Genomic DNA, 19630 nt, shown 5'->3' on the forward strand with positions numbered 1-19630 from the left:
TACCAGTAGCCAAATTCATGGCAATCTATGCTTTATAAAATGCTTTAAGTAAACAAGTTAAAAAGCATCTCTTGCCAAAATCAAAAATTTTCGATTAAAATATTATAAACAAGTTCTTTGGTTGCTTGTTTACCATTCATCTTTGATCTTACTACATTAAACGACACATTAAAATCACAACCTGATTTGTAATTACTGCAACCATAGGCTGTTTTGCCTTTTATGATGCTTCCCTTTTTACATTTGGGACACAACATACCATTTTTATCATCAGATCTGCCAGTTTTTTGAAACCTGGCAGGTCTATCTTTGGCTTCCAACATTAACTGGAAATTATCATCAAAACGCAATAAGCCTTCAACGGTTCCCGCATCCTTCTTAAATCCTTTTAAATTGACCGTAGATCCTTTTTGAAGTAATCTTATAAACTGTTTTTCTGAGATCTTTTTGCCGTGAATCTTAAAGGGTAATTTAAAGTCGCATCCTGTCTTGTATGCACTACAGCCATAAGCAGATTTCCCTTTTATTAAATGCCCTTGTTTACATTTTGGGCAAATTTCAGCAGTAATTCCAGCGCTCTTTTTTACTTCAGCTTTGGCTTTAGTCTTTTGTGCATTTGCTTCATACGAAATGTTAGCGCGCCTGGTTTCGCTTCTAACTTCATATACCAGGGCATCTACCATACGCTTCATATTCTTTATAAATGCGCCGGCACTAAAATCACCTTTTTCTATATCTTTTAGCTGTTTTTCCCAACGTCCTGTCAACTCTGCCGACTTCAACAAACTATTTTGAATGGTATCAATGAGCTGCATGCCTGTTTCGGTCGGTAGTACTTGCTTTTTGTTTCGCTTAATATATTTTCTTTTAAAAAGCGTCTCGATAATATTAGCACGAGTGGAAGGACGTCCAATACCATTCTCTTTCATTAAATCACGCATTTCATCATCTTCAACCTGCTTACCTGCCGTTTCCATAGCTCTCAATAAAGAGGCTTCCGTATATTGATTTGGTGGTTTGGTTTCCTTTTCTAAAAACGATGGTTCATGCGGCCCTTTTTCGCCCTTTTCAAAAGTTGGCAAAATATTGGGCTCTTTTTCTTTATTATTCGGACTTTCGAATACTACACGCCATCCCTTGTCTAAAATCTCCTTTCCGGTAGTTTTGAATGACACCTCTGCAGCTTTTCCTATAACATTGGTATTAGCTACGGAGCAATCCTCATAAAAAACAGCAATAAAACGTCTTACAATAATATCATAGACCTGTTGCTGGTTAGGTTGCAACCTGGTTTGTATACCTGTGGGAATAATAGCGTGATGATCCGTCACTTTTTTATCATTAAAAACCTTATTAGATTTTTTTATGGGTTTCCCTAAAAGTGGCTGCACCAAGTCTGAATAATTGGTAAGCTTCTTTAAAATACCCTCAACTTTAGGATAAATATCTGTTGGTAAAAACGTGGTATCCACTCTTGGATATGTCACCACTTTTTGTTCATATAATCCCTGAACAATCTTTAGTGTATCATCAGCCGAAAAGCCAAATTTAGTATTACAATACACCTGCAAGCCTGTTAAATCAAACAGTTTGGGCGCATATTCTTTCCCTTTCTTTTTGGTAATGGAGACAATCTCAAAATCACTTTCCTTTACTTTATCCGCTAAAATCTGGCCCTCTTCTTTTTTGAAAAAACGTCCTTCTTCATAGCTAAACAAGGTATCCCTGTATTTAGTTTGCAATTCCCAATACGGTGTTGACTTAAAGTTTTCAATCTCTCTAAACCTGTTTACTACCATGGCCAAGGTTGGTGTTTGTACCCTGCCAACAGACAGCACTTGTTTGTATCCACCATGCTTTACGGTGTACAATCTGGTAGCATTGATACCTAATAGCCAATCGCCAATAGCCCTGGAAAAGCCTGCATAGTACAAATTATCATAATCTGCTGCGGGTTTTAAGTTTTCAAAACCTTCTTTAATGGCTTCGGTGGTGAGAGAAGAAATCCATAAGCGTTTTACAGCGCCTTTGTAGTTGGCTTCATTCATCACCCAACGCTGAATGAGTTCTCCCTCCTGTCCGGCATCCCCGCAGTTTATAACCTCATCGGCCTTTTCAAACAGGCTTTTAACAATATTGAACTGCTTTTGAATGCCTGAATTGGCTACTACTTTAACCTCAAACTTCTCAGGGAGCATGGGTAAGTTGTTTAGATCCCAACTTTTCCAATAAGGTCTATAATCTACCGGTTCTTTTAACGTACATAAATGCCCAAAGGTGTAAGTTACTGCATATCCATTGCCTTCAAAATAGCCATCATGCCTGGTTTTAGCACCCAACACAGCAGCAATTTCCCTGGCAACACTCGGTTTTTCAGCAATACAGACTTTCATGTACTTATTTACATTTTAACAACGCAAAATATAAAAATTGAGGGCTTTTTTAAAGTGGAGTTATTAGGAGTTATTAACTGATTTTATGATTAGGGCAAATTGTAAACTTGGCCCCTATGTGGTTTAAGAGCATCTCTTACTTTTGGCATTTCACTTTCAACAACTACCATATAAGCTACAGTATGCAGATCATTAATGGTCTCAATACCTGTAATGTTAATTTCTAAGTTTTCGGCTGTGATATATGCTTTCAGGTGTAACACATGATGTTCTGCTATCTTATTGCCGTCTGGCCCCTTAAAATCCCAGATTAGTTTAAGTTGTCTCATCATTGTTCTTTTCCCCTTTTTTCAAAAGAAATAACAAAGATAAATTGAATTCCCTAATTTACAGGTATACTCTTTAATTATTAAATCGGCAACACATTATATTTTTTTAAATTATTGCTCCGCTACCAATCTTAAAAGCCTTCCGGGCCCCTCCACCAAAATGTACAAATAACCATCATTACCCATCTGTACATCTCTAACACGGCCAATATCACTTAGTAATTCCTCCTGGCCTATGACGGTATTTCCATTCATTTTTAACCGATGTAAATATCTGAATTTAAGTGAACCTACAAAAAGGTCATTCTGCCAATTACCATAAAAATTACTCGAAACAAAGTCCATCCCACAAGGCGCAATTGAAGGTACCCAATAATGTATAGGTTGCTCCATACCATCCATAGCAGTTTGGTTGGTAATTGGGGTACCGTCATAGTTGATACCGTACGTAATTACTGGCCAGCCATAGTTATTGCCAGAACTTACAATGTTAATTTCATCCCCCCCTTGCGGTCCGTGTTCACCTTCCCAAATAGCACCTGTAACAGGATGTTTTGCTAAACCCTGGGGATTCCTTACACCATAACCGAAAACGGACCAATCATGATTTTGCATATTGTAAAACGGGTTGTCTGTGGGTATTGTACCGTTGTCCATAAGCCTGTGAATCTTACCAACACCATTGTTTAATGTTTGAGGGTACGTATCTCTATTACCCCGATCACCCACGGTAACATAAAGATATCCCCCATTATCAAAGACCAATCTTGAACCATAATGATTTGTATTAGAAAGGTAAGGTTCTGCCACAAAAATCTCATTAGTTCCTTCTAAAGTATTGCCGGATAAACTACCCCTGGCAACTGCTGTTGTTTTTTGGCTGGAGTTGCTTGGATTAGCACTGGAATAGCTCAAGTATACATAAGCATTATTTTCAAAATCGGGATGTAATATGACATCGAGCAAACCGCCTTGACCTTGGGCAACCACATTTGGAATACCGCTAATTTCAGATATTGTACCATCGCTAGTCACCCTAAATAGGTTTCCTTCCCGCTGCGTCACCAAAAAATCGCCATCAGGCAATTGCACCATCCCCCATGGTATTCCGGAAAATTGATTTGTAATCGTTTCTAATCTAAAACTAAGGTCATCTGATTGCATTATTCCGGAAAGGTTTGGATTTTCTGCTTCGATATCAGCTTTAGTTTTTCCTTCAATTTCTCGAAGAATATAATCTGCTAAATCCTTTATTTCCTGATCAGTAAACGCATTCTTATAAGAAGGCATCCCATTTGATTCATAACCAACGGAAATGGAATTTGAAATATCCTCAGAGGTGCTTCCGTATGACCATTGTCGTTCTATAAAAGATTCAAACTTTTGCCCGTGACAGCCACCACAATGATTGGTATAATTTATAGCCGCCTGGGCAAAGTCAGTTACCACTTCTTCTTCCTCTTCTTCCTGTGTATCATCATTTTGAGTGGTTTCTGTTTGGTTTGAACAACTGAATACTATAGCAAGAAACAGAAGACTTCTAAAAATAAACTTGAATTTGTTAAGGTTTTTCATAGCATTATGATTTGGGTATGCCAAAAACTGTCACCCTAAACACTAAAACCTCATGTTTAAAACAACAAATCTATAGCAATTTTGCGAGTGCTCGCCTAACAAATTTAATCATTAAATTATTGAAAATCAAATTTATACAAAAACCCTCACTACTTATACCATAAATAACAGGTTCGCTTTATTGGCAAATCTATAATCAAAGGCAATCCATGGTTACCATTCTCTAAGCTTATTAAGCTCTTCTTGTTCTTTTATTTGTTGCGGGGTCAATACTTTTAAAAACGAAGGGTGTTGTTCTATGGCAAATTCAATTTTCTTTACAATGCCTTCGGTGGTTTCGCCATCATAATCAATTTCCAATGGCGCTTTAATTTCCATAGATTGCAGAATATTTTTCTTTTTAATTCTAATCCCTTTTTTATCGAAAGACCTTCTAAAACCATCAATAACAATAGGTACTACAATGGGTTTGTAACGTTTAATAATATGTGCGGTCCCCTTTCTGATAGGTTTAAACGGCGTGGTGGTACCTTGCGGAAAAGTGATTACCCAACCATCATCTAAAGCAGTACCGATATTAGTAATATCGCTCATCCGCACCTGCCTGTTAACGTCTTGTCCCGCTGCTCGCCAGGTACGGTCAATACTCACCGAACCCGCATAGGCCAAAACTTTGGGTAACAGACCGGCTTTCATAGTTTCTCTTGCTGCCACATAATAGATATTAAGCTTAGGGTTCCATAAATAGCCCACATTTTTAATGGAATCCACACGTCCGCTTAAACTGGCATTGAATACATGGAACATAGCCACCACATCGGCAAAATAGGTTTGGTGGTTTGAAATGAACAATACATTTTTATCAGGTAAGTTTTTAATGATCTCGGAACCTTCAATCTGCAATTCGTTAAATCCTCGAAAGCGCCTATGTGTCATGGCCCCCATAATTCTAATGAGCCATTTTTTTAAAAAGAGTATGTGCCCGAAAGGATTTCGTTTAAACAATCCCATGTAATTTAGTTTCAGGTTGGTTAGTGGTTACAAATGTAATAAATCTGTCCAACTACATTAATTGCTTTAAAATATCCTTAATCTCACTTAGCATCATGGCTGTGGCTCCCCAAACTATGTGTCCGTTCAATTTAAATGCCGGCACCTCAACCTCAATGTTATATGAAGTGGTTACCATCTTTGAAACTATAATATCGTCATCTAAAAAATGTGGCAAATCTACCTCTATAATAGTCTCAACCTCACTTTCTTCCTTAACAAACTTCGGTGTTTCTTTGGTAATGGCCATATAGGGCTGTACATAAAAATTACTGGGTGGTATGTAAACTTCGGTTAATTGTTTAACCACTTTAATAGTATTTACAGGTACCCCAATTTCTTCAAAGGTTTCCCTTACAGCGGCATCTTTTAAGGAAGTATCCTGATCTTCTAACTTACCTCCCGGAAAACCTACCTGAGCGGAATGCACCCCATTATAGGTTTTCCGCAATATTAAAACCAATTTGGTTTTTAAATGGTTATCCGGATAAAACAACGCCAAAACCCCTGCTTTTTTAGCATGTTTCATAGCTTCTTTCTGACGTCTGACCAATTCCTGACGAAACGGCGGTACCATTTTAAATTGTGATGTTTCGGCTGGAAGTGGTATATTTTCTATTTTTGAAATTGATTTTAAGAATTCGTCATAATCCATATTGTATGCGCTGCCTATTATTTTTAAGTCTTTTCGTCCTTTTTCTGAGTTGTGAAGATAAACAAACTAAAAAGAAAAATTCCGGACAAACCACTCAAACAAAAATTGAGAAAAAAAATACTATTAAAGACTCTGATCAAAAGCAGGAAAGGGCATTCCCCAAGTTAAACTCAAAAAGCGCTATGGAGTTTTTCTTAAAATATAATGAAGAACACAAAGAAAACAAGGTGCGTATTTTTACTGATTACGGTAACATTGATATTTTATTGTTTGAGGAAACCCGATTCCATCGCTCAAATTTCATCTTTTTGACCAAACAAAAGTATTATGATGGCACTCAATTTTACCGTGTAGTTCCCAACTTTATTATTCAGGGAGGCAATGGAGATGATAAACTAACCCCTAAAAAGCGTGCCAGCATCGGTAAATATTTGCTGCCTCCGGACACAAAACGCGGGTTTAAACACCACAGAGGTGTTATCTCCATGCCCAGTAGCGAAATTCAAAACCCACACAAATTAGCGTCTCCCTATGAATTTTTTATTGTGCAGCAAAAAGGCGGTGCCTATCATTTGGATGGTGACTATACCATATTTGGTAAAGTAATTAAAGGCATGGATGTGGTTGATAAAATTGCTGCCGTTGATACTGATGATGGTGAATGGCCCATGCAAAATGTGTATATAAGAAAGGTTGAGATCATTGAGTGAGGAGCTTGAAGATAGAAGACCGGAGACCGAAGACTGAAGGCAGAAGACTGAAGACTGAAGGCAGAAGGCAGAAGGCAGAAGGCAGAAGATAAAAGTATTTAATTCCTGTAAATATTCGGGAGCGCAATTTTAAACTTAACTGCCAACAACCTAATAACGATTACCACCAAACCGGCAATTAAAAAAACAATATTGTTATCTAAAGGTAATTTTGCTAATAAAAAATAAAATACACCTCCCAAAATGCAAGCTGTGGCATAAATCTCCTTTCTGAAAATCACCGGTATTTCATTACACAGAATATCGCGAATGACCCCTCCGAAACTGGCAGTCATAGTTCCTAAAGCTATGCATATGATGGGATGTAGTCCTGCCTGAATACCTTTCTCAATACCCACAACCGTATACAAACCAATACCTATGGTATCAAACAAAAATAAAGACGTTCGTAAATAATTGATTTTACTTCTGAAAATAATTGCGAAAACTGCCGACCCCATAATCACGTAGGTATACGTCATGTCCTTCATCCAGCTAACCGGTGTATTTCCTATGAGCAAATCTCTTAAAGTACCTCCTCCAACGGCTGTAACAAATGCAATGATAAGAATCCCGAACAGGTCCATTTTTTTATTGAAAGCCGCTAATACACCTGAAACAGCAAACGCTACGGTTCCTAAAATATCAATGGTATAAAACATAAATCAAATTTTAGCAAAAGATCCTTCGATACTTCAACTGAGCTCAGCACAGGCAAGCTCAGGGTAAGCGATTCACACATCTTTTCAAGGAAAAGATGGTTCTAACATAATTCCAAATCATATTGACAAAGACCCTTCGACAAGCTCAGGGTAAGCGATTCACACATCTTTTCAAGGAAAAGATGGTTCTCTGCTTACATATTCTGAGTATAATAATTATAATCTTTTAAAATGACATCTATAAATTCAATATCTGTTTTTTGTTTAACTTCTTTTATTTCAACCACTTCAACTAATTTCTTTCTAAGCTTAATTAACGTTTGATAATCTTTTGAAGCCTTGGCCGTTGTGAAAGTATCTTTAATAATACGGGCATCATTATCAGACAACTTAATCACATTGGGATACGTTGGCACATAATCTTGCTTTAAATCTTCTAAAATGGTATGACTGATATTGACTTTATTTTTTAACGCAATAACCGAGGTACCGGCTGTCATATCACCTAAACGTTGATTCTTATCACTCATAATAATGGCAATTAACGCCACGACACCGCTAAGTATATTCAAATCTACAATTCTGAAAAACCAACGAATTACAAAATCTGCTAAGGAGGCCTGATAACCATCAATTTTCACTACCTGTATCTTTAAAATACGTTTCCCAATGGTCTGACCGTCTAATAAAGTTTCAAAAATTAAAGAATAAAAAATTACGGGTAAGTAAAAAGAAACATAGATAGCTATTTGTGACCAATCGTCCATATCGCCAACCAATTCATCAACCTTAAATAAATTAAAGACAATCTGATACGTTACAATGATGTATGCTATTTTTATAATCCAGTCAACTATGTAAGCCAAAATACGCTCTCCAACACTGGCTGCCGTAAAATTAATATTTACATTTTGAGTCGTATTTATTTGTAATTCCACCATGAATTGACCTCGATTTCTTCTTGCAAATCTATAGCAAATTATTGTAAGATATAAAGCACTTTTAATAAAAATTTGTGTAGCTTTGGTTTAGCATGAGAGAAGTAGCCTTTATTAAGCAGAATAAGGAAAAATGGCTAAACTTTGAAAAGGCCATTTTTGGAAAAACCCTAAAAAACCCGGACGAACTAGCTTCACTTTACATTCATTTAGTAAACGACCTCTCTTATGCCCAAACTTACTATCCGAAAAGTAAAACCATTTTATATCTAAACAATTTAGCCGCCAAAGCTTTTCAAAAAATCTATAAGACAAAACGACAAGACACCAACAGGTTTGTTCATTTCTGGAAAATTGAAGTTCCACTGATTGTTTATGAATATAGGCGTTATGTACTTTATGCCTTTCTTGTATTTTTAAGTTTTGTTGCCATTGGCGCTCTTTCTGCTGCCTTTGATGATTCGTTTGTACGCCTTATTCTTGGGGATCATTATGTTAATATGACCCTTGAAAATATTGAAAAAGGCGATCCTGTAGCCGTTTATAAAAGTGGCAGTAACTGGGGCAGTGCTTTTGGTATTACACTAAACAACCTTTATGTTGGCATTTGCTCTTTTATTTTTGGTGTGTTCGGAGGATTAGGCACCGGATATTATATGCTTCAGAACGGCATTATGTTAGGAGCCTTTCAATATATGTTTCAAAAACACGGTGTGCTTTGGGAAAGTGTAAGAGGTATCTGGATTCACGGTGCTATGGAAATCTTTGCCATTGTTATAGAAGCTGCAGCCGGTTTTATTTTAGGAGCCAGTATCTTATTCCCTAAAACATATTCCAGAATGATCTCTTTTAAAATGGGGGTAAAAGATGGTGTTAAAATATTAATAAGCACCTTCCCTTTTACTATTACTGCCGGAATTTTAGAAGGCTTTGTCACACGTTACTCTAACGTTATGCCCAATTGGTTATCGGTTGGTATCATTCTAACAACCCTCAGTATCATATCATTCTATTACTTGATATATCCTTTCATTCTACATAAAAAATTAAAAAACAAGCATGCAATTATATAAGTCTAGAGGCTTTAGTGAATTCTTTCAGGATACCTTTGGTTTTTTAAAACAAAACGGCAAACACTTTTTTAAACACTACTTTATTGTTAATGGTATTTTCCTGTTAATACTCCTTGCCATGGGATATTTTTTTACCAAGTTTTATACGGATGTAGTTTTTGGCGGTTTAGCGAGCGGACAAGGTGCTACTGCTTTAGACAATTATATGAATGAGAATTTGGGATTGTTTATTGTCTTTTTATTGGTCTTTTTAATAGTAGCTTTAATATCGGCAACTGTTTCTTATGCCTATGTGCCTATTTATTTGAAGTTATATGAAGAAAAAGGCGGAAAACATTTTTCATCTAATGAGGTGATTACTGTTTACAAAAACAGCATAGGCAAACTGGTCATCTATATAATATGCTGTATTGTTTTGGCTATCCCCATGCTAATCCTGTTTATGATCGGGGCTTTTGCTCTAATGATCACTATTATTGGCATCCTTGCTTTACCATTACTGGTTGGTGGTTTTATGCTGTTTTTCACCATGGTTTTAATGGAATACCTGGATAATAAAAAAGGGATTTGGGATTGTTTTGGATATTCATGGGACTTACTTTCTTCTAAGTTTTGGGCAGCAGTCGGAAGTGTAGGGCTTTTTTATTTAATGAGTTATATAGCACAAAATGTAGTGTCATTAATTCCATATTTTTTTGGTATGGCCAGCTTTCTTACCACTATTGAACAGGGCGGCCCTACCGAAGAGGAAATTGGTTCGGCCATGATGGTCATCATGATGCTCGTTTTCTTTTTATCCTTTCTTGTAAGTGCCATTCTAGGTAATATAGTACAACTTAACCAGGGCATTGTTTTTTACAGTTTGAAAGAAGACAAGGAAAACATTAACACAAAAGATATTATAGACCTAATAGGATCCGGTGAATAAAACGTTCTGGTTACATATCATCTTTCTTTTCATCAGCCTGGTTTGTTATTCTAAAACCTTTGAAACTGTTGTCGTAAAAAACGACAGCCTGAAAGTTGATACCTCAACGCAAATAGCACCTCGTAGTTTTGAGGACCTAAACGCTATTTACGCGGGGGAAGACTATATCTATGAACGCACTGTTGAAAGTTCCGGTTGGTGGACACGGTTTAAACAGTGGCTAAATGATTTTTTCAGAGACCTGTTCGATATAAAAAACGAAGGACAAGCTTCGAAAGCAACTGACATTGCCTTAAAAATAGCAGGTATAATAATTTCCCTTTTGGTTATCTACTTCATTTTCAGAGCCGTTATGAATAATGAAGGCACCTGGGTGTTTGGCAAATCTTCTGATAAAAGTATCATTCCGGTAACCGATATTGAAAACAATATCCACGCTACAGATTTCAAAAAGCTAATTGAAGATGCCGAGAAAGATAACAACTTCCGTTTAGCCATTCGGTATTACTATTTATGGCTTTTGAAACTATTGACCCAGGCGGAAATTATTGAATATGACGTTGAAAAAACCAATAGCGATTATCAAAACGAAATCACTCAGGACAACGTAAAAAAAGAATTTGCATACACCTCCTACCTCTACAACTATATTTGGTATGGTGAATTTAATGTGAATCCTTCAGAATTTGACAAGGCAAAGCATGCTTTTACTAAATTTTTAAACGCCGTAAAAGTATGAACAAAACACTAAAAATATATATAGGACTTCTCATATTGCTTTTCGTTGTAGTCATTGCCATTGATTTTTCTAAGCCCAAACCCATCAATTGGAACCCAACTTATAATGAGTTGCACAAAATACCTTATGGTACCTTTATACTACATGATCAATTAAAAAACCTGTTTCCCGATAGTGAGATCAAGAACATTAAAGTAACCCCTTATGAATATTTCGATGCGTTTTATAGTTGGGAAGACAGCCTTTACAACACAAGCGGCACCTATATACTCATTGATCATTTTTCAGAGGTTGACGAGGTTTCTGCACAGGAATTATTGGACTTTGCCTCTCATGGAAATGATGTTTTTATATCGTCTAACTACATACCGGAAAAAATATTGGATTCCCTTTCCATAGATATTAAAAATCAATTCGATTTTAAAGGGAAAGCTGAGTTGAGTTTTTCCAATCCCCTTTTTAAAAAAGATTCCATTACCATTAAAAAAGGTTTGAGCAACTACTATTTTTCAGAATTGGATTCTTTAGCCACAACCGTTTTGGGATATCAAAAGTTCAATACAATAAAACGAATAAATTATATAAAAGTGGAGCATGGTTTGGGCAACTTCTTTTTGCATTTACAACCGGTTGTATTTACAAACTATCACCTGTTAAAAAACAAAAACAAGAAGTACGTCTCGGCTGCTTTATCATATTTAAATGACGGTACCATTCATTTTGATTCGCAAAATAAAATTGGGGCAGATTTAAGCAGGTCACCCTTACGATTTATACTGAGTAAGCCTGCTTTAAGAAATGCCTGGTGGTTAGCATTGGCGACTTTGATTTTGTTTATGATCTTTAATGCCAAACGAAGACAACGTATTGTCAACGTGATCAAACCACTTGAGAACTCTACCATTGCCTTTACCAAAACCATTGGTAATCTGTATTACGAAACCAAGGATCATAACGCGATCATTGAGAAAAAAATAACCTACTTTTTGGAGCATTTAAGACGTAAATACTACGTTGACACCGAACTATTAGACGATAAGTTTGTAAAGAACCTGAGTTTAAAATCGAATAAAGACAAAGAAGATGTACAAGCACTTATTAATCTTATCTTAAATTTAAAAGCTAAAAGCAACTGCACAGAGGCAGATTTGCTTCAACTAAATAAAGCAATTGAAGATTTTTATACCAAATAAATTATGGAGCACTTAGAGAACCCACAAGATGACGCTTTAGAGCCTAAAAATGAGCAACAGGCATTTGAAGAAACGCTTTCGGGAAATGACACTGGATCTGACGATAGTTTAGATTTTAAAACCCGAATAGATTTAACCGAATTACAAGAAGGTATTACCCTGATTAAAAGCGAAATAGGTAAAGTGATCGTTGGTCAAAAAAGTATGATCGATTTGCTAATTGCTTCTATTTTGGCTAACGGCCATTCGCTTATAGAAGGTGTTCCCGGTGTTGCTAAAACCATTTCAGCCAAACTGTTAGCCAAGTCATTGGATATTGATTTTAGCAGAATTCAGTTTACCCCGGATTTGATGCCCAGTGATATTTTAGGAACATCTGTTTTCAATATAAAATCATCTGAATTTGAATTCAAAGAAGGCCCTATTTTCTCTAATATGGTCCTAATTGACGAGATCAACAGAGCACCGGCAAAAACACAGGCGGCCTTATTTGAGGTCATGGAAGAACGCCAAATCACTATTGATGGTAATAAATACCCAATGGATTTACCTTTCATCGTCCTTGCTACCCAAAACCCTGTGGAACAGGAAGGTACTTATCGTTTACCGGAAGCTCAGCTAGACCGGTTCTTATTCAAAATAGACATTGATTATCCTAATTTAAACGAAGAGATTGAAATTATAAACAGAGAACAATCCTTAAAAGGCAGTGTAAAGACAGATCAAATAACCTCGCATTTAACAAAAAAACAGATTGCTAAATTTCAGGATCTGGTAAATCAGGTTATCATAGAGTCCCATTTGGTAAAATATATCGCTGATATTATTGTGAATACCCGAAGTAATCCGTTTTTATATTTGGGCGCATCACCAAGGGCCTCTATTGCCATTTTAAAGGCAAGTAAAGCTTTTGCGGCAATGAACGGACGTGATTTTGTAACACCTGAAGACATTAAACAAGCAGCCATTCCGGTTTTACAGCACCGCGTTATTGTAACCCCGGAACGTGAAATGGAAGGCGTCACCACAAAACAAATTATAAAACAAATTATTGAAGCCGTGGAAATCCCAAGATAATGGCTAATAAATACTATGTCATTCTGAACTTGTTTCAGAATCTCACTAATAACTATTAACTATTAACTATTAACTATTAACTAAAATTAGTGAAACGTCTTAAACCTTTTTACATACAAAACCGCTTTTTTTATGCCTGCATCGGCATCATGATACTGTTTGTAATCAGTTTTGTGTTTCCGGTTTGGTTTAATGCGGTTAGGTTATTATTGTTGGTTTTAATAGCACTGACTTTTCTTGACGCACTAATTCTCTTTGCAACAAAACGAGGTTTAAAAGGTGTTAGAACCTTACCTGAAAAGTTGTCAAACGGCGACCAAAATCCTGTGCATCTCAGTATTGAGAACTTTTATACGTTTCCTGTTTACATTAGAATTATTGATGAAATACCCGAGCAATTTCAGGTCAGAAATTTTAAAATAGACCGAAAACTCGCCCCTTCCAGCATTACAGAATTAGCATATGAATTAAGACCAACCGAACGTGGAGAGTACCACTTTGGAAAACTCAATGTTTACGTATCTTCTGTGTTTGGGTTAGTGACGCGTCGCTTTAGTTTTAATGATGGCGAAATGGTTCCGACTTATCCCAGTTTCATTCAATTGCGCAAATATAATTTGTTAGCCATAAGCAATAACCTTAATCAGTATGGCATTAAAAAAGTGCGCAGATTGGGACATACTATGGAGTTTGAACAAATCAAAGAGTATGTTCAGGGGGATGATCTTCGTACTATAAACTGGAAAGCCACAGCTAAGAAAAACCAGTTGATGGTGAATCAGTATCAGGATGAAAAATCACAACCTATTTATTCTGTTATTGATAAAGGCAGGGTTATGAAAATGCCTTTTGATGGCTTATCCCTTTTAGACTATGCCATAAATGCTGCTTTAGTGATCTCTAACGTGGCATTAAAGAAACAAGATAAAGCCGGTATTTTTTCATTCTCCAAAAAAGTTGAAAACAGAGTTGTGGCGGAGCGCAGGTCCTCTCAAATGAACTTAATCCTGGAAGGGCTATACAACGTAAACACCGATTTTTTTGAAAGCGACTTCGGCAGACTTTACGCCGATATTAAACGGAACATCACGCAACGCAGTTTAATACTACTCTACACCAACTTTGAAACTTTGGACGGATTACACAGACAATTACCGTATTTAAAAGGCATTGCAAAAAGTCATTTACTGGTCGTCATTTTCTTTAAAAATACGGAGTTAAATAACTTAATCAATAACAAAGCTGAAACCGTTCAACAGGCTTATGATAAAGTGATCGCAGAAAAATTTGCTTTTGAAAAGCGCCTCATTGTAAATGAACTTAAAAAGTACGGTATCTATTCTATCCTGACCACACCGGAAAACCTCACCATTGATACCATAAATAAATATTTAGAGATCAAAGCGAGAGGGCTACTATAAAGAAAAAGACCCTTTTGAATGTTATTTCAAAAAGGTCTCTCCATCTATTAATCAAACTAACCAACTTAATTACCTAAACGTCTTCGTTTAACCAGGCTTTCATCATCCACACGGTTTTTTCCTGTTCTGTGATAAAATCGCTCATCATACTATTGGTTCCTTCATCGTGGGCTTCACCTGATTTTTCCAATATCTCTCTTTCTATTTTCAGCAATTCTGTTAATGAATCCACGATCAATCTTACAGCCTTAACATCTTCAGACACGTTTTTACCAACCGGCACCTTTGCCGAAGCCGAGTAATCTTCAAACGTATGAAGTGGTATGTCACCCAATGTTAAAACGCGCTCTGCTATTTCATCAACCTTAGCATTTGCGTCCGTATAGAGTTCTTCAAATTTGGCATGCAAATCGAAAAAACTTTTTCCTTTTATGTTCCAGTGAATGCCTCTGAGGTTTTGATAGTATATTTGAAAATTAGCCAATAAATGGTTCAAGTCATTAGCTAATTCTTTTGTTTTTGCACTCTCTAATCCTATTGTATTTAACATCATTTTTTATTATAATTTTTATTTATCACAAAATTATTTTATAATTAACATTATTTATTATAGTTTTTATTGATAGATTTTATATTTTTATAACCTAAATTTATAAACATGACCATAACACAATTATATTATGTTCTGGCAGTAGCCGAACATCAGAACTTTACCAAGGCAGCTGAAAAGTGCTTTGTAACACAACCCACGTTGAGTATGCAAATTCAAAAGTTAGAAGATCAATTAGATGTTCAAATTTTTGACCGCAGTAAAAAACCGATAGAATTAACAGAGGTTGGCAAGAAAATAGTAACCCAGGCCCGCAATATAGTCAATGAATCGTACCGGATCCAGGACATAGTAGATCAGCAAAAAGGGTTTATTGGCGGTGAATTTAAATTGGGGATCATTCCTACCATTATGCCAACACTGTTACCTATGTTTTTAAAAACATTTATTAAAAGACATCCCAAGGTAAAACTCAAGATAGAGGAGCTAACTACTGAGGAAATTATTGCCAGAATAAAAGACGGACATTTGGACGCTGCCATAGCAGCAACCCCCTTAGAAGATGAAAACATAAAAGAACGCGTACTTTATTTTGAGCCTTTTGTAAATTATATCCCAAAAAATCACAAGCTGTATGGGAAAGAAAAAATAGACAGCACTGATTTAGAGATTGAGGATATGCTTTTGCTTGAAGACGGGCATTGCTTTAGAGACGGGGTCATTAATTTATGCAAAGTGTTTAAAGACCATATTGACGATAAATTTCAACTGGAAAGCGGCAGTATAGAAACACTTATAAAATTATCAAATGAGGGCTTGGGCATGACACTGCTACCCTATTTACATACTTTGGATATACATGAAAAGGAAAAAGAGAACTTGCATTACTTCAATGATCCACCACCTGCCAGAGAAGTTAGCATCATTTATCATAAAAGTGAACTTAAGATGCAAATTATTGAAGCCTTGCAGGATACAATCTCCGGAATTATACGAGGGGCGATTGCTTTTCAGGATGTAAAAATTATAAGTCCGTTACCAAAATAGAACACGAAAAAAAGCGACCTGTGGGTCGCTTTTTTTATGGTTTTAAATAAATTAAACATTGATTCAATTCCGGGTTTTGCTGTACTAGAGAAAGAATAAAAATTTTAAGCTCTTCTATCTCATAAGGTAGTAATCTGGTTACTGCTTTTTGTACTTCTTTGCAAAACAACGTAGCGTCAAAACTAACTTTATTAAGTACAGTTTTGGTGTACTCTAGCATTGCTCTTGCCATAGTTATCTTAAGGTTTAGGTTTAAAATTAATAAATGTAGATCTGCTTAATAGGCTTTGATATTTTTAATTTTAGGACTCTAAATTTAATAAAAAATCGCGTTTTAAACACTATTTAGCCTAACTTTAACATTTAAAATCTATTATCTCCATCCAATAAATCTCCCAAACCACCAAGTATACTGCCTTCTCCTTTATCTTTGCCTCCACCTCGGGGTGCCGAGGCCAAAACCCTACCGGCTAACCTGCTAAATGGCAATGATTGTATATACACTGTTCCCGGGCCTTGAAGGGTTGCAAAGAATAGGCCTTCACCCCCAAAAATGGTATTTTTAATCCCGCCTACAAACTCTATATCATAGTCTACCGTATGATCAAATCCCACAATACATCCGGTATCTACCTTTAACGTTTCACCGGCCATCAATTCTTTTTTGGCCATGGTACCACCGGCATGTACAAAGGCCATACCATCACCTTCCAGTTTCTGCATAATAAAACCTTCGCCTCCAAAAAGACCTCTGCCCAATTTCTTGGAAAACTCAATACCTACACTAACACCTTTTGCGGCACATAAAAAGGCATCTTTTTGGCAAATAAATTTACCTCCAAACTGCGTTAAATCTATGGGAATGATTTTCCCCGGATAGGGTGATGCAAAAGATACTTTTCGTTTCCCGATGATCTCGTTATAGAAAGCTGTCATAAACAAGCTTTCACCGGTTAGAATGCGCTTACCGGCCCCTAATATTTTACCTAAAAACCCGGAGTCTTTTTGAGAACCATCTCCAAAAATGGTTTCCATTTTAATGCCTTCGTCCATCATCATAAAGCTTCCTGCCTCTGCAACAACGGCTTCTTGAGGGTCCAGTTCAATTTCTACGTATTGCATTTCTTCGCCGTAGATTGTATAATCAATTTCGTGTGCTGTCATTTTTATTATGTTTATTCGTTGATTTGTTTATTTGTTGATACGTTAAGCATTTTGTTACAACCGATTTAAAATTCCAAATTTCAAATTCCAAAACTCTAAACTAACTCTCGCGAAGGCGCTAAGCCGCAAAAATGTTAATAGTTATTAGTTAAAAGTTAATAGATTCACTGTTGTTTATAAAACCCATAAACGGAATAACTAGAAACATAAAACTGCGAACTGTCCACTGCTTACTACAAACTGAGTACTGCCAACTGAACACTGGTATCTCTCGCAAAGACGCTAAAACGCAAAGTATAACTACTACTAACTGAGACTGCAAACTGTCTACTGCCAACAGAACACTGCCTACTGTTTAACTTTCACACTCCACTCAAATCTAAAAGTAGAAACGGCAATGCCTTCTTCATTGACTCCAACAGATTCTAACCAAACAGTTTGTCCTTCTCCGGTTTCCATAGCTTTATTTAAGGTTTCATCAATGAGGGTTCCCTGATGACAGGTAAACGTAATCCTTCCTGTTGCTTTCTTGGTGTATTTTGCTTCATTGGCAACCACTAACATGGATATTTTTTTATCGGATGCTCTGATTTTCCCAATCATTATAGCTGCTGTTGAAAGTTCTGCTGCCATACCCTGAACCGCCCAAAACATGGATTTAAATGGATTTTGGTTTATCCAACGGTGTTTTACAGAAACCACACATTTTTTTTCATCCAAATGTTTTACCCTTACCCCGCATATATAAGCAGATGGCAGTTTAAACATACTGAAAGTATTTAGTTTTTCGGGAGTTAGCGTCATTTTACAACTATAAATTTTTCACTAAGTTATGAAAATATACAGCAATCTTAAATGTTAAATTTATGTTAATTTTAGGTACTATGCGTAACAAAGTACCTTATTTTAGACTTATCTTTGCATAAGAAACTATTATATGTTTTTAATCAATGAAAAAAATCATGTTAACTAATCACGTAAAAAACATTGCCACATTTATACATTTATCAACCTTTAGCAGGTTTATAATTCCGTTCGGAAACTTTATTGGCCCTATTATATTATGGATTGCCAACAAAGATAAATCTGACTTTATAGATGACCATGGTAAGCAAGCTATAAACTTTCAGATAAGTATATTACTGTACGCAGTTATTATTGGAACCTTAACTATTCCGTTTTTTATTTTCAAAGTATTTCACGGAATAGACCTTGTAGATTTTCATGGATTCCATGATTTTCATATTAACATAGGTAAACCTTCTCCCCTTCTTTATATAGGAGGTGTTTTAGGAGCCTTTGCCATTTTAGCCTTTATACTGGAGTTGGTATTTATTGTTATAGCCAGTTTAAAAGCCAGGGATGGAGAATATTACAGATATCCGTTAACCATAAATTTTTTAAAGTAATGGCTAATCCGCGTTAGGGATTGAAGCAAGTTACCGTGTAATGCGGAAAGCCCGACCTGAGGTCCTGAAACCAGTTCAGGATGAAGGTAACGCCCAAAAAATCAAATTAGAAAAACAATTTCATCAAAATAATCAATCATTAACCTGCCCTGAGCTGAGTCGAAGGGTCAAATCAATCAAAAAATGAACAGTCTTAAAATATTAAACGAATGATATTATGAAATGAGCACTAGCGAAAAATTAATGTCATACCATGAGGTTAATGGCGAATTACATTTGACCTCTAAAAAAATATTAAATATCAAATGAAAATAGAAAACACAAAAGCACAAATGCGTAAAGGGGTATTGGAATTCTGCATACTTTCTGTCTTGAAAGATGACGATGCGTATGTGGCAGAAATTCTGGGAACCTTAAAAGACGCTAAGTTGCTGGTAGTTGAAGGCACCATTTACCCTCTGCTAACGCGACTTAAAAATGCCGGACTCTTGAATTACAGATGGGAAGAATCCACCTCTGGACCACCAAGAAAGTACTACGGTTTAACAGAAACCGGGAAATTATTTTTAAAAGAATTAAACACGACTTGGAGCGAATTACAAAACGCCGTTAATATAGTAACAAGCCAAAAAACAACAAAAAAATGAATAAAACAGTCAACATAAATTTAGCAGGTAT

21 protein-coding genes are annotated in these 19630 nt (G+C 36.1%); 10 read left to right on the forward strand and 11 right to left on the reverse strand.

All coding sequences use genetic code 11. The features are described 5' to 3' along the window. Nucleotides 1–80 precede the first annotated feature (80 nt). The 5 genes from Q0983_RS15970 to Q0983_RS15990 form a co-directional block, all read right to left on the reverse strand. A complete protein-coding gene (locus tag Q0983_RS15970) occupies nt 81–2393 on the reverse strand; it encodes a type IA DNA topoisomerase (RefSeq protein ID WP_299555645.1) in 2313 nt (770 codons plus the stop codon). An 89-nt stretch (nt 2394–2482) separates the two neighbouring features. Continuing rightward, complete coding sequence (locus Q0983_RS15975; protein ID WP_299555681.1) at nt 2483–2722, reverse strand: hypothetical protein; 240 nt, start codon at nt 2720–2722, stop codon at nt 2483–2485. A 111-nt stretch (nt 2723–2833) separates the two neighbouring features. Next, nucleotides 2834–4297: a PQQ-dependent sugar dehydrogenase gene (locus Q0983_RS15980; protein ID WP_299555647.1), complete on the reverse strand. Its 1464-nt coding sequence runs from the start codon at nt 4295–4297 to the stop codon at nt 2834–2836. A gap of 213 nt (nt 4298–4510) precedes the next feature. Further along, on the reverse strand, nt 4511–5308 hold the full coding sequence (locus Q0983_RS15985) for a lysophospholipid acyltransferase family protein (protein WP_299555649.1): 798 nt from the start codon (nt 5306–5308) through the stop codon (nt 4511–4513). Nucleotides 5309–5360: 52 nt separating this feature from the next. Further along, complete coding sequence (locus Q0983_RS15990) at nt 5361–6002, reverse strand: CoA pyrophosphatase (RefSeq protein ID WP_299555651.1); 642 nt, start codon at nt 6000–6002, stop codon at nt 5361–5363. Between the two features lie 5 nt (nt 6003–6007). On the opposite strand from Q0983_RS15990, the gene Q0983_RS15995 reads away from it, so the two are divergent. Next, nucleotides 6008–6712, forward strand: coding sequence for a peptidylprolyl isomerase (locus Q0983_RS15995; RefSeq protein ID WP_299555653.1), 705 nt, complete (start codon nt 6008–6010; stop codon nt 6710–6712). A 98-nt stretch (nt 6713–6810) separates the two neighbouring features. Here Q0983_RS15995 and Q0983_RS16000 read toward each other — a convergent pair whose 3' ends face one another. Beyond that, on the reverse strand, nt 6811–7413 hold the full coding sequence (locus tag Q0983_RS16000) for a trimeric intracellular cation channel family protein (protein ID WP_299555655.1): 603 nt from the start codon (nt 7411–7413) through the stop codon (nt 6811–6813). A gap of 194 nt (nt 7414–7607) precedes the next feature. Then, nucleotides 7608–8354 carry an RDD family protein gene (locus tag Q0983_RS16005; RefSeq protein WP_299555657.1) on the reverse strand — a complete coding sequence of 249 codons (747 nt, stop codon included), beginning with the start codon at nt 8352–8354 and terminating at the stop codon, nt 7608–7610. A 92-nt stretch (nt 8355–8446) separates the two neighbouring features. Here Q0983_RS16005 and Q0983_RS16010 point away from each other — a divergent pair, with 92 nt between their 5' ends. The 6 genes from Q0983_RS16010 (at nt 8447) to Q0983_RS16035 (ending at nt 14782) form a co-directional block, all read left to right on the forward strand. Then, nucleotides 8447–9424, forward strand: a complete 978-nt coding sequence (locus tag Q0983_RS16010; RefSeq protein WP_299555659.1) for a stage II sporulation protein M — start codon at nt 8447–8449, stop codon at nt 9422–9424. Then, nucleotides 9411–10352: a hypothetical protein gene (locus Q0983_RS16015; protein ID WP_299555661.1), complete on the forward strand. Its 942-nt coding sequence runs from the start codon at nt 9411–9413 to the stop codon at nt 10350–10352. Before Q0983_RS16010 ends, Q0983_RS16015 begins: the two co-directional genes overlap by 14 nt. Continuing rightward, complete coding sequence (locus Q0983_RS16020) at nt 10345–11091, forward strand: DUF4129 domain-containing protein (protein WP_299555663.1); 747 nt, start codon at nt 10345–10347, stop codon at nt 11089–11091. The genes Q0983_RS16015 and Q0983_RS16020 overlap by 8 nt, the downstream gene beginning before the upstream one ends. Next, nucleotides 11088–12284: a DUF4350 domain-containing protein gene (locus tag Q0983_RS16025; RefSeq protein ID WP_299555665.1), complete on the forward strand. Its 1197-nt coding sequence runs from the start codon at nt 11088–11090 to the stop codon at nt 12282–12284. The genes Q0983_RS16020 and Q0983_RS16025 overlap by 4 nt, the downstream gene beginning before the upstream one ends. Before the next feature lie 3 nt (nt 12285–12287). Next, nucleotides 12288–13361 carry a MoxR family ATPase gene (locus tag Q0983_RS16030; RefSeq protein ID WP_299555667.1) on the forward strand — a complete coding sequence of 358 codons (1074 nt, stop codon included), beginning with the start codon at nt 12288–12290 and terminating at the stop codon, nt 13359–13361. Nucleotides 13362–13510: 149 nt separating this feature from the next. Further along, nucleotides 13511–14782, forward strand: coding sequence for a DUF58 domain-containing protein (locus Q0983_RS16035; protein ID WP_299555683.1), 1272 nt, complete (start codon nt 13511–13513; stop codon nt 14780–14782). A gap of 73 nt (nt 14783–14855) precedes the next feature. Here the strand turns inward: Q0983_RS16035 and Q0983_RS16040 are convergent, their stop codons facing one another. Next, nucleotides 14856–15335, reverse strand: a complete 480-nt coding sequence (locus Q0983_RS16040; protein ID WP_299555669.1) for a Dps family protein — start codon at nt 15333–15335, stop codon at nt 14856–14858. Nucleotides 15336–15440: 105 nt separating this feature from the next. On the opposite strand from Q0983_RS16040, the gene Q0983_RS16045 reads away from it, so the two are divergent. Next, entirely contained in the window at nt 15441–16379 is a 939-nt protein-coding gene (locus Q0983_RS16045) for a LysR substrate-binding domain-containing protein (RefSeq protein ID WP_299555671.1), read from the forward strand. 34 nt (nt 16380–16413) lie between these two features. On the opposite strand, the gene Q0983_RS16050 is transcribed toward Q0983_RS16045, so the two are convergent. From Q0983_RS16050 to Q0983_RS16060, 3 genes are all read right to left on the reverse strand, one after another. Continuing rightward, complete coding sequence (locus Q0983_RS16050; protein ID WP_299555673.1) at nt 16414–16611, reverse strand: hypothetical protein; 198 nt, start codon at nt 16609–16611, stop codon at nt 16414–16416. 131 nt (nt 16612–16742) lie between these two features. Then, nucleotides 16743–17543, reverse strand: coding sequence for a TIGR00266 family protein (locus Q0983_RS16055; RefSeq protein ID WP_299555675.1), 801 nt, complete (start codon nt 17541–17543; stop codon nt 16743–16745). Between the two features lie 348 nt (nt 17544–17891). Further along, nucleotides 17892–18347 (reverse strand): DUF4442 domain-containing protein, encoded by a 456-nt coding sequence (locus Q0983_RS16060; RefSeq protein ID WP_299555677.1) that lies wholly within the window; start codon nt 18345–18347, stop codon nt 17892–17894. 146 nt (nt 18348–18493) lie between these two features. Between Q0983_RS16060 and Q0983_RS16065 the strand changes: the two genes are divergently transcribed. Continuing rightward, entirely contained in the window at nt 18494–18952 is a 459-nt protein-coding gene (locus Q0983_RS16065) for a DUF4870 domain-containing protein (protein WP_366141017.1), read from the forward strand. A gap of 305 nt (nt 18953–19257) precedes the next feature. Further along, entirely contained in the window at nt 19258–19599 is a 342-nt protein-coding gene (locus tag Q0983_RS16070; RefSeq protein ID WP_135878774.1) for a PadR family transcriptional regulator, read from the forward strand. Nucleotides 19600–19630 lie beyond the last annotated feature (31 nt).

Source organism: Seonamhaeicola sp. (assembly GCF_028281565.1).
GTDB lineage: Bacteria > Bacteroidota > Bacteroidia > Flavobacteriales > Flavobacteriaceae > Seonamhaeicola.